Below are 11,665 nucleotides of genomic sequence, written 5' to 3'. Positions count from 1 at the left end.
AAGGAGATTTATATGAATAATATTGTCACCTTTTCTATAATAGTTATAATATTATTAGCGAGCTTTCAAACGGTGGATTCAATACAAATATTTATACAAAAGCATAAAGACAATCCAGAAAAGCTATTGCGATTTGGTGTAATAAGACTTGCAACAATATTTTTAGCTCTAACTTCCTTTGCCTATATGCTTGGATTGTCAAGCTGGATTATTAATAGTATGTTAATATTAATGGTAATTGTAGTTACCTCATTTGTACTATTAATTAAATTTATGTACAAAAATAATATTAATTAAGCTACTTACTATAAGTAAGTAGCTTTTTATAATTGAATAATCAAAGTTAAAAGCAGTAGATTAAAAATATAAGTGGGATTAGATATAATTTCTAATGTGATAAAGTCACATTGCATAAAGGCTATATTAGAATATAATAGAATAAAAAGACAAAGGAGAGTAAAGATGGAAAATATAAATTTATTTGTAGTATTTATAGAAGGGCTATTATCATTCTTATCACCTTGTATACTACCTATATTACCTATATACCTTAGTATGTTATCTAATAGTAGTGTAGAAAGCCTAAGAGAAGAAAAAGGTAGGTTTATTAACACATCGCTATTTAAAAATACATTATTCTTTACCTTAGGGATATCAACAACTTTCTTTATTTTAGGAAGCTCAGTAAATTTACTGGCAAGCTTTTTTACAAACAATAAAGATTTAATAAGCTTTATAGGTGGGATAATCATAGTGATAATGGGATTATTCTATGTAGATATAATCAAATCTTCTTTCTTAAATAGAGAAAAAAGATACAGTTTAAATGTAAAAAATATGAATGTATTGTCAGCCTTTTTATTAGGATTTACATTCAGCTTTGGATGGACACCGTGTATAGGTCCCATACTTGCATCAGTGTTAATTATGGTTTCTAGTTCTAGTAATGAAGTATCAGGGTACATATTAATAGGCGTATATACTCTAGGATTTATATTACCATTTATATTAGTATCATTATTTTACAATAAGCTATACAAAAGTATAGATAAGATAAAATCTAATATGGATAAAATAAAACAAGTCGGTGGGATTATTCTTATTATAGCAGGTATGTCTATGGTTTACAGTGGCTTTGATGGAGTAAGAGCCATGTTTTATGGTAAGGATAAGGCACCTATAAAAAATGAAGAGAAAGTAGAAGAAGAAACTAATAAAGAAGATACAGTAGAAGATAATAGAATAAAATCTATAGACTTTACATTATATGATCAATATGGAAATGAACATAGGCTTAGTGAATATGAAGGAAAAACAGTATTCTTGAACTTCTGGGCTACATGGTGCCCACCTTGTAGGGGAGAGATGCCTCATATTGAAGATATATACAAAGAATATGGCCTAAATAAAGAAGATGTAATAATACTAGGCGTAGCATCACCTTTTTTAGGTAAAGAAGGATCTGATGAAGATATTAAAGAATTTTTAAACGCAGAAGGTTATACTTTCCCAGTAGTGTTAGATTATTACGGGGAATTAGCATATAGATATGGAATTAGTGCATTCCCTACTACTTTTATAATAGATAAAGAAGGATATGTAACTCAGTATGTTCCAGGTGCATTAGATAAGGACACCATGAAGTATCTGATAGAATCTGAATAAATATATAATTTACTCATAATAAAGACTGTAGGATATCTTTCTTAGATTCCTGCAGTCTTTATTAATTAATAAGAATAAGTTATATTTCTCTTTTAACAGTATTAAGTAATACGGGCAATATCCACCAAGGAAAATTTGGTGTGTTATTTTTAGTAATGCAATCTACATCTAATATTGTATTATCAGAGATAATCATATACTCAGGAGCCTGACTAACCCTTATTTTATAACCTTTTATTGTCTTATCTTTTTTATCAATAGATTGAACTAAAAATGGAAAAGAGGTTTTTTGTACACATTTTCCTTTTTCGAATTTAGTACATTGGGTTATCTTTACTAATCCATCGCAATATTTAATAATATCGTAAATAGACATATTCTCATCATGATTAGAGGTTTTTACACACTCAACACTTAAAATGGAAGTAGATTTTAATATTATATCTTTATAAGGCTTACCATTTTTAAGTATTACACCTTCTATAAAATCGCAGTTTTGGTGAAGTTTTATAATTTCTATAGTGAAGGTTTCAGAATTGATACATTCATTATTTTTTTTAAAGCTACAATAAGTAATATTTAAAATTCTTGAGTTACATCTTTTAATTGCACTATAAACATCTGACGAATCTAAAAATTTTGCATTAGATAAAATTCTATCAGTATTAATATATTTCAAATTTATTACCCCCTAAAATTGCATACTAATATATATTATTAGAAAAAAGATAAAAAGTTCGTGTGTAAATATAAAAGATAATAGTGTTTTACAAAAGTAAAATTCTAGATATAATTAATGAGAAGACATTAATAAGCAAAATAGAAAAAGGTGATAATGTGGACTTTAAAATAGTAAATGACATACTAATAGAAAATACGGATAAAAACAGGTTAAGTAGAGGTACTTCTTACTACAAGGACGGTTACGTAGAAGAAGTAAAATATAATAAGGAAAACAACATATTAACTATAGATGGACAAGTGAAATCAGAATTTCAAAATAGGATATATAATTGTACTATTGTATTAGATTTAGAGAATAAAAAGATAATAACTGGAATGTGTGATTGCCATGACTGTATGACAAGAAGTAGTACAAGTAAATTAGCAATATGTAAGCACTTAGTTGCAGTTACTATGGAAGTAGTAAATAAATTAAAATCAGATATAATAATTAACCTAAAAAATACAACTTCAATTGTAAAAACAAAACAAAGTGTAAAACGAAATAAAAATTATATAAACAAAGATTTACTAAACTACTTTAAAAGTAATCCAAAGGAAAAAGTAAATCTACATATTAATATGGAGCTAGTAGGAGATAATACTTTAGCCTGTGATTTTAAAATAGGGATAGACAAAATGTATGTGTTAAAAGATATAAGGGAATTTGCATATGCTAGGATAAATAACAAAGATATAGTTTATGGAATGGACTTTTTGTATAATCCTTTAAACAACTATTTTGGAGATGAAGATGAGAAAATAGTAGACTTTATAGAAGAATATGGTATGGAACTACCAAATATTGCAACTCCAAATGAAAGAAGAAATTTATATGCGAAAGGTTCATCTGTTAGAAGACTAATGGAGAGCTTGCAATATAAAAACTTTGAATTTAAATTTAGAAATCTTTACTATAATCCAAGAATAATAAAAGGAAATTTACCAATAAGCTTAGATTTAAATCTAAAGGATGGAGAAATAGTTTTAAAAAGCGAAGAAAAGTTACCAGTGCCAATATCTCAAAAAGGAGATGTATTATTTTATGATGGTGATATTTTTTTACTAAATGATGAAAATGGAATGTACTACAACAAAATATATAAGGTATTAACTGAATTTGAAGAAGTATACTTTACAAAAGAAGAAGCAAGTGAAGTATTATCAAACTTAATTCCGAAACTTAATAACATTTGCGATTTTGTAAAAGTTGATAAAAAAATTGAAGAAAATATATGCAAAGATTTAATAGTAAAATACTACTTCGATTTAGAAGGAAGTAATATAGTTTGTAAAATAGTTTTTGATTATGATGGAGAAGAAGATGGTAAGTTTGTAATAAGAGATGAAGAAAAAGAACAAGAAGCTATATATAGGTTATACTCTAACTATTTTGATAAAATAAACGATAAATATGCATTTAGAGGAAATGAAGCACAACTTTATGATTTTTTAGGAAGAGAAATAAACAGACTTAAAAATATTGGAGAAGTTTATTACTCCGATAAGTTAAAGGAAAAGAAAATTTATAATTCTACAAATATTAAAATAGGACTAGGTGAAGAAGTAAATCATTACTTAGAATTTAATTTTAAAATAGATGGTGTAGATGAATCAGAATACAAAAAAATAATAGAGGCATTTAAAGTAAACAAACGATATTACAAACTTGGAAATGGAAGTTTTATAAATTTAGAGGAAGCTCAAACAAAAGAAATGTTTAAGTTAATGGAAAGCTTAGGCTTAGCTCCAGATGATAAAAACATGAATATTCATACAAGTAAAGCTATATATATTAATGAATTATTTACTGAAAATAAATTACCTTATATTGAAGGCCTAGAAAATGCAAAAGATATTGTAGATAAGTTTAAAAATAGAAATAATGTCAAAATAGAATTACCAAAAGAGTTAAATGCAAGCTTGAGAGATTATCAAATAGAAGGGCTTAACTGGTTTGAAACTATAGATTATTGTGGTTTTGGTGGAATATTAGCCGATGAGATGGGTCTTGGAAAAACTCTTCAAACTATAGCTTTTTTACTAACTAAAAAAAATAAAAATAGCTTAGTAATAACACCAACATCTTTAATTCACAACTGGAAAAGCGAATTTGAAAAGTTTGCACCAACTTTAAACATAGGAATAGCACATGGGACAAAAAGAGAAAGAGAAAAAGTAATAGATAACTTAGAAAATTATGATGTTATACTTACTACTTATGGCTCTTTAAGAAATGATTTAGATAAATATGAAAAAATTGATTTTGATTATTGTATCATAGATGAGGCACAAAATATTAAAAATCCTACATCAATGAGTACTGATGCAGTAAAATCAATAAAAGCAAAAACTAAGTTTGCACTAACAGGTACTCCAATAGAAAATAACTTGCAAGAGCTATGGTCTATATTTGACTTTGTCATGCCAGGGTATTTGTACAACATAAATAAGTTTAGTGCAATATTTATTAGATATAATGAGCATACAGAACATCTAAAAAGAATGATAAAGCCGTTTATACTAAGAAGAACTAAGAGGCAAGTAATTAAAGAATTACCAGATAAAATTGAAAAGCAGTATTTAGTAGAGTTAGGCAAAGAGCAAAAGAAAATTTATGGAGTATATGTTGATGATATACAAAATAAGCTAAAAGAGAAAAAAGAAGTTAAAGATAAGATTACAATTTTTGCTTATTTAACTAAGTTAAGACAACTTTGCTTAGATCCAAGTGTAATTATTGATGATTATAAAGGGAAAAGTGCTAAGACTGATGCTTGTTTAGAGATAATTAAGGAATACACTGAAATAAATAATAAAATACTTGTATTTTCACAATTTACAAGTGTTCTAAAGAATATTGGTAAAAAGCTAGACAGAAATAAAATACAGTATTGTTACTTAGATGGTCAAACTAAGGCTTTAGATAGAATTAAGCTTGTGGATGAATTTAATAATGGTACGGAAAAGAAAGTCTTTTTAATATCTTTAAAAGCAGGAGGAACAGGTCTTAACTTGACTTCAGCAAATACAGTGATTCATTTTGATCCATGGTGGAATCCATCAGTAGAAAATCAAGCTAGTGATAGAGCTCATAGATTTGGTCAAAAAGAAGTAGTTGAAGTTATTAAGCTAATTGCAAAAGGAACTATTGAAGAAAAAATAGTGGAACTACAAGAAAGTAAGAAAAAGCTTATTGACGATATGATAGATGGAAATTTATCTGATTCAAGTAGCCTAAAAAGTTTATCAGATGAAGAAATACTAGAATTGTTTAAATAAATTCTACAATAAAAACTAGTAATGAATAAGATATTTTAAATATAAGACGAAAATAAAAAAGAAAATTGCAATGAAAAATGACCTATAAAGGTCATTTTTTATTTTATAAAATTCACCTTATTTCTTAACTTTGTTTTATTCATTAATAATATTGTATTTATTGTAAATACGAAGTTATAAAAACAATATGATTTAAGCAAGAAAAAGGTCTATCTGATGAACAATTTATAACTGTTCATCAGATAGACCTTTCTTAGTAGCTGAGCAACTAGCAAAACATGTCACTTTGTTCTCTGATGCTGATTTTTATCTGTCAATAATTTGATATCTATTTTTAATTGTAGCTAGCTAATGCTTCAACTTTTTCAATTTTAAATTGTGATGCAACTTCTTGAAGGATTTGTGCTTCGTTTGATAGTTCCTTACTTGCTGCTGAACTTTCTTCTGCTGTTGCTGCATTCGTTTGTACGACATAACTTATTTGTTCGATACCTTCTAGTGTTTGTTTCAAAGCTTCAGCTTGATCAAGTGAGGCTTCTGATATTCCATCTATTAATTTTACTGATTGCGAAACCCCTTGAATAACTTTTGTAAGCATTTCATATGTCATACCTGCTATATTATTACCATTCTCTACAGCTTTAATTGATTCTTCAATCAAATTCGTTGTTTCTTTAGCTGCAGATGCTGACTTAATTGCAAGAGTTCTTACTTCGTTAGCGACAACAGCGAACCCTTTACCTGCTTCACCAGCTCTTGAAGCCTCTATAGCTGCATTTAAAGCTAGAATATTAGTTTGAAAAGCAATATCATCTATTACTTTTATTACTTTTCCTATTTCTGATGATTTATGATTTATTTCAGTGATTGCCACCATCATTTCTTTCATTTGGTGGTTACTTTCTTTTGAAAGTTCTCCCACAGATTTTATTTGAACAGATGCATTCAATGCATGTTCAGCATTTGTTGATACTCTATCAGATAAGTCATCTACTGTAGATGTAAGCTCCTCTATCGTACTAGCTTGTTCTACGGATCCTTCAGCAAGTACTTGTGCAGCATTTGCAATTTCCCTTGCTCCAAGTGCAGTATTTTCTGATGTTTCAACAATTTGACCTATTGTTACTTTAAATATATTTGAAAGCTGTAATAAAGAATCCTTTATCTTAGCAAACTCACCATCATAAGACTGTTTTAAATCTATATTTAAATCCCCTGTTGAGAATCTATCTAATGATTCTGATATTTCATCTATATAAACAATATATTCATTTAATCTTGATACAAGTTTCTCCATGGACTTGGCCAATCTACCTATTTCATCTTTATTTTTTACATCTATCTCTGTATTAAGTTTGCCTTGCGCTAAATCCTCTGTAGCTATCATAAGCTTTTTAATTGGAGAAACTATACTCCTTGTAACTATCAAAATTACACCAATCAGAGCAATTGTTGCTACTATATATATAGTTAATAGTTGACGTTTACTTTGTTTTATTAGTGACAAATAGCTATCTTCACTAATACTTACAAGAGTTTTCCATCCAGCATCTCTTATTTGACCTACAATTCCATAACGTATTTCACCGTTATCATCATATTTTATAACTTTGCCAGTAGGATTTTCTATTTCATTAAGTATCTTATTATCAAATCCTATTTCACTAATACTTTTAAGTACTCTATCGCTATCTTTACTTGCTAAAACTTTATCTGTATTAGAAATAAGCATATTATAACTTTCATCACCAAAATCAGTTTTCATTGTCACAATATTGTTGCTTAAATCATTAATTGAAACATCTACAGCAGCAATTCCGATGATATTTTTACCATTAAGATCATATACTGGTGCAGAAATTGCAATAACCATATTTCCGGTATTAACATCTTGATACGGTTCTGAAATAATATACCCTCGATCTATATCTTCTGAATTTGAAAACCAGTATCCTTTTGATTTTAAATCGTAATCTAAGTCAGAAAACCAAGATTTACCATCGAATCCTAAGTTTTCATTTGCTGAACATACATAGGCTGTTGATATTTGTGAATCTCTATCGGCAACATATCCTAAATATTTATAAGTGTCCTCGTATGAGGTTTTCTCTTTATAATTATCCCTTGTCGCTTCGGATAATACCTTTCTTACTGATGTATTACTTGCCATTTGAATTGCCATAGTTTTGTATTCTGTAAAATATTCATCAATTGTAACCACCAACTTAGCTGATGTCAATTCTGAAATACTTTCTTGGTTTTTTGTAATACTCTTCTCCGTATTGCCAATAACAAGGCCGGCTGAGAGGATCATTGCTAAAATTGCAACTCCACCAACCATTACTAAAATTTTAATTTTTATACTTTTCATAATTTCGCCCTACCCCTTAATAAATGTTATTGATATATACTTACGGATACAAAATAATTTTCTTTAGTACTTCTTGTTATAATGATCTTTGCAATTTTTTTCTTTTATATATTGCTTCATTCAAATTATTTCTTATGCGTGCTGCAACCTTTTATTTTCTGTTTTTATATGTATAATAATCCTGTTCCATAAATTAAGATTAACTTTCAGGAATAAACCTACTGTATATAATCCCTGATAGGATGCTAAAAAAATAATTATCTATGACCTGCTAGATTAAGAGAAAAATAAGAGAAACCTTATCACTATCATTATCACATGAAAATATAATGGGAAAATAATGAATTTTCTAACTATTCAACGAATAAAAAAATTATATATCAAATATATATGTACTGTATTAATTAATTTTTCAAGGAGGAATGTGAGTAAAATGGATATTGCCAAAAGAATTGAAGAGATTGCTATTCAACTTACAAATGAGCTAAGTGTTGTAGATACTTATGGAGAGTTAGATTCGGTTAACAAAATCTATGAGATTTTTTCTGAGATGGACTACTACAAAGAAAACCCAAGAGATTTAAAATTTATTGATGTGCCGGAGGATACTTTAGGTCGAAAATCAGTGATGGCAATTTTAAGAGGTAAAAAAGGAAATAGTAAAAGAACAGTTATATTAATTGGACATACTGATACTGTTGGTATTTCTGATTATGGAAATCTTTCTGACTATGCAAATAAACCATATGAAGTAACAGAGAAGCTAAAAGATATAGAACTACCTGAAGAAGTAAGAAAAGATCTTGAATCAGGAGATTACTTATTTGGTAGAGGGCTATTTGATATGAAAACAGGAGATGCAATAATAATAGCCATTATGGAAAAAATATCTAAAAATCTTAATGATTTTGAGGGGAATATAATCTTTTGTGGAGTATGTGATGAAGAAGGAAACTCAGGAGGGATGTTATCTTGCATACCAGTTCTTACAAAAATTAAAGAAGAAGAAAACTTTGAATACTTAGCCCTACTAGATACTGACTATATGACATGTGAATATGAGGGTGATGAAAATAAATATGTTTATATAGGAACAGTAGGTAAACTTATGCCATCTTTTTATGTTGTCGGAAAGGAAACACATGTAGGAGAATCCTTTAAAGGGATAGATCCAAATCAAATAGCTTCAGAAATTACTAGTAGAATCAATTTAAATACAGATTTTTGTGATATAGCGGAAGGTGAAGTAACTCTCCCCCCAATTACACTAAAACAAAGAGATTTAAAACCAGAATACTCAGCTCAAATAGCAAAGACTACAACTCTATTCTTCAATTACGCAACTCACTGTTCTACACCAGATGAAGTATTATTAAAAATGAAAAATGCTGCATATGAGGCTTTTAAAAAAGCTATAGATAACTTAAATAACCAGTATGAAAATTTCACAAGAATTGCAAAAAGAGAATTTACAGAACTACCATGGAAAGCTAAAGTATTAACTTATGATGAACTTTTAGAAGAAGTAAGGTTTGAAATGGGAGATTCTGTAGATACTCATATGAGACAATTTGAAGAGGAAATGCTTAAAGAAAGTGATATAAACCAAAGAGATTTTTCATTAAAAATGGTAGAGGAGCTTCATAAACTATGGTCCAATAAAAATCCAGTCGTTATTGTATATTTCACACCACCATATTATCCACACATATATGTAGAAGGAAAAGAAGAAAAAGAAAAAGCTCTACTTGATGCAGTTGCAGATGCAGTAAATAGTACTGAAAGTAAATATAAGCTTGTATACAAAAAGTTTTTCCCATATATTAGTGATTTAAGCTACGGATCTGCGCCAAAAGATCCTAATGTAATATCTGCTCTTAAAAACAACATGCCTGGCTTTGGAACAAAGTATAAATTACCATTAGAAGATATGCAAAAACTTAATCTCCCAGTATTAGATATAGGAAGCTTTGGAAAAGATGCTCATAAATTTACAGAAAGAATTGAAAAGGAATATTCATTTACTGTTGCACCACAACTTGTTTATAGGACAATAACAAATTTACTTAAAGGCTAGTTACAGATACTTAATATTCATAACTATAAAATGGAGGTATTATTATGTTTGATTTATTTACTAAAGTAACAAACTGGCTTTGGATGTATCCTGTTCTTGTAATACTTGTAGGTGGAGGAATCATAATGACTATTACATTGAGATTTTTCCAATTTACAAAATTCCCAACAATAGTTAGAGAAACTTTTGGTAAGATTATGAAGAAAAGTAATGGTTCAGGTACAATTACACCTTTTCAAGCAGCAACTTCAGCTCTAGCTTCAACAATAGGAGCAGCAAATATTGTTGGGGTTCCAATAGCAATAGCAACAGGAGGACCTGGTGCAGTGTTTTGGATGTGGTTAATAGCTTTACTTGGATGTGCTTTAAAATACTCTGAAATTATATTAGGTATTAAATATAGAATAAAAAATGAAGAGGGAGAGTATGTTGGAGGACCAATGTATTATCTTAAAAATGGAGCAAAGATGCCTATTTTAGGTAGCTTATTTGCTTTCTTCTTAATGATTGAAATTGCACCATCTATAGCAACTCAAGCAGCTTCAGCTATTCAAACAGCAAGTACAATAAATATACCTGTATTAGTAAGTGCAATAGCATTAATAGTAATTGTAGCTGCAGTAGTATATGGCGGAATAAAAAGAATTGGTAAAGTTACTGAAAAAATGGTTCCGATTATGGCAATGGCATATTTCTGTATAGCATTAATAGTTGTACTAATTAATTTTACAGAGATACCACATGCATTTGCACTAATAATTCAAGGTGCATTCACTCCAACAGCGGCATTTGGTGGATTTGCAGGTTCTGCAGTAGCAGCTACAATAAAAGCTGGTGCATCAAGAGGTGCTTATTCTAACGAAGCCGGTATGGGTACATCAACAATAGCACACTCAGCAGCAGTAACAGATTACCCAGCTAGACAAGGATTGTGGGGTATATTTGAAATAATAGTAGATACTTTATTAATTTGTAGTGTATCAGCATTCTTAGTTTTAACTACAGGAATGTGGTCAGAGGTAGGATCAAGTCAAGCTGCCTCAATGCCTGCACTAGCAATACAAAGTACTTTAGGTAATTTCTTTGGTGGCACATTCTTAACACTATGTATGCTTATGTTTGTTCTTTCAACTATAATAGTATTAATATTCTATGGAGAAAAGCAAGCACAATATTTGTTTGGGGTTAAAGCTGGAAAGTTAGCAAGAATAGTTTATTTATTATTTATAATAGTAGGTGCTGTATTTAATTTGGATCAAATTATTGTATTGCTAGACTTTACTTTAGCAGGTGTAATTATTACTAATATGATTGGAGTAATCAAACTAAGAAAAGAAGTAAAAGAAGAATCTGATAAGTTCTTTGAAGTACTTGATAAAGAAAGAAAAGCTTAGAAATTATTAGATAAAAAATAGACGATAACAATACCCCTAATTTATTTTTTAGGGGTATTATACTTACTAACTTATAAATAGATTAAAATAAGAAATCATTGTTTTAATAAGTTAATTAGTAGTTTCATAATACATATACATTTATAGAGGTGA

7 protein-coding genes are annotated in these 11,665 nt (G+C 28.8%); 5 read left to right on the top strand and 2 right to left on the bottom strand.

Annotation, left to right across the window (positions count from 1 at the left end):
• Positions 1 to 12 precede the first annotated feature (12 nt).
• Both ACI48P_RS09825 and ACI48P_RS09820 read left to right on the top strand, forming a co-directional pair.
• Positions 13 to 297, top strand: a complete 285-nt coding sequence (locus ACI48P_RS09825) for a hypothetical protein (RefSeq protein WP_475215192.1) — start codon at positions 13 to 15, stop codon at positions 295 to 297.
• Between the two features lie 165 nt (positions 298 to 462).
• Positions 463 to 1,665 (top strand): redoxin domain-containing protein, encoded by a 1,203-nt coding sequence (locus ACI48P_RS09820; RefSeq protein ID WP_475215188.1) that lies wholly within the window; start codon positions 463 to 465, stop codon positions 1,663 to 1,665.
• Positions 1,666 to 1,744: 79 nt separating this feature from the next.
• Here ACI48P_RS09820 and ACI48P_RS09815 read toward each other — a convergent pair whose 3' ends face one another.
• A complete protein-coding gene (locus ACI48P_RS09815) occupies positions 1,745 to 2,344 on the bottom strand; it encodes a hypothetical protein (protein WP_475215184.1) in 600 nt (199 codons plus the stop codon).
• A 158-nt stretch (positions 2,345 to 2,502) separates the two neighbouring features.
• On the opposite strand from ACI48P_RS09815, the gene ACI48P_RS09810 reads away from it, so the two are divergent.
• Positions 2,503 to 5,670 (top strand): DEAD/DEAH box helicase, encoded by a 3,168-nt coding sequence (locus ACI48P_RS09810; RefSeq protein ID WP_475215181.1) that lies wholly within the window; start codon positions 2,503 to 2,505, stop codon positions 5,668 to 5,670.
• Between the two features lie 334 nt (positions 5,671 to 6,004).
• On the opposite strand, the gene ACI48P_RS09805 is transcribed toward ACI48P_RS09810, so the two are convergent.
• Entirely contained in the window at positions 6,005 to 8,041 is a 2,037-nt protein-coding gene (locus ACI48P_RS09805; RefSeq protein WP_475215177.1) for a methyl-accepting chemotaxis protein, read from the bottom strand.
• A gap of 433 nt (positions 8,042 to 8,474) precedes the next feature.
• Between ACI48P_RS09805 and ACI48P_RS09800 the strand changes: the two genes are divergently transcribed.
• Both ACI48P_RS09800 and ACI48P_RS09795 read left to right on the top strand, forming a co-directional pair.
• A complete protein-coding gene (locus ACI48P_RS09800; protein ID WP_475215175.1) occupies positions 8,475 to 10,118 on the top strand; it encodes a M20/M25/M40 family metallo-hydrolase in 1,644 nt (547 codons plus the stop codon).
• Between the two features lie 44 nt (positions 10,119 to 10,162).
• The gene (locus tag ACI48P_RS09795) at positions 10,163 to 11,512 is read left to right on the top strand and encodes an alanine/glycine:cation symporter family protein (protein WP_475215170.1); all 1,350 of its coding nucleotides are present in this window, start codon (positions 10,163 to 10,165) and stop codon (positions 11,510 to 11,512) included.
• Positions 11,513 to 11,665: the final 153 nt, after the last annotated feature.

The organism is Romboutsia sp. LXY-2 (assembly GCF_056171995.1).
This window is presented reverse-complemented; position numbering and strand designations above follow the sequence as displayed.

Bases quoted from the DNA above. Each gene is read 5' to 3' on its own strand.
- ACI48P_RS09825 (WP_475215192.1), top strand. From the start codon at position 13: ATGAATAATATTGTCACCTTTTCTATAATAGTTATAATATTATTAGCG.
- ACI48P_RS09795 (WP_475215170.1), top strand. From the start codon at position 10,163: ATGTTTGATTTATTTACTAAAGTAACAAACTGGCTTTGGATGTATCCT.
- ACI48P_RS09800 (WP_475215175.1), top strand. From the start codon at position 8,475: ATGGATATTGCCAAAAGAATTGAAGAGATTGCTATTCAACTTACAAAT.
- ACI48P_RS09820 (WP_475215188.1), top strand. From the start codon at position 463: ATGGAAAATATAAATTTATTTGTAGTATTTATAGAAGGGCTATTATCA.
- ACI48P_RS09805 (WP_475215177.1), bottom strand. From the start codon at position 8,041: ATGAAAAGTATAAAAATTAAAATTTTAGTAATGGTTGGTGGAGTTGCA.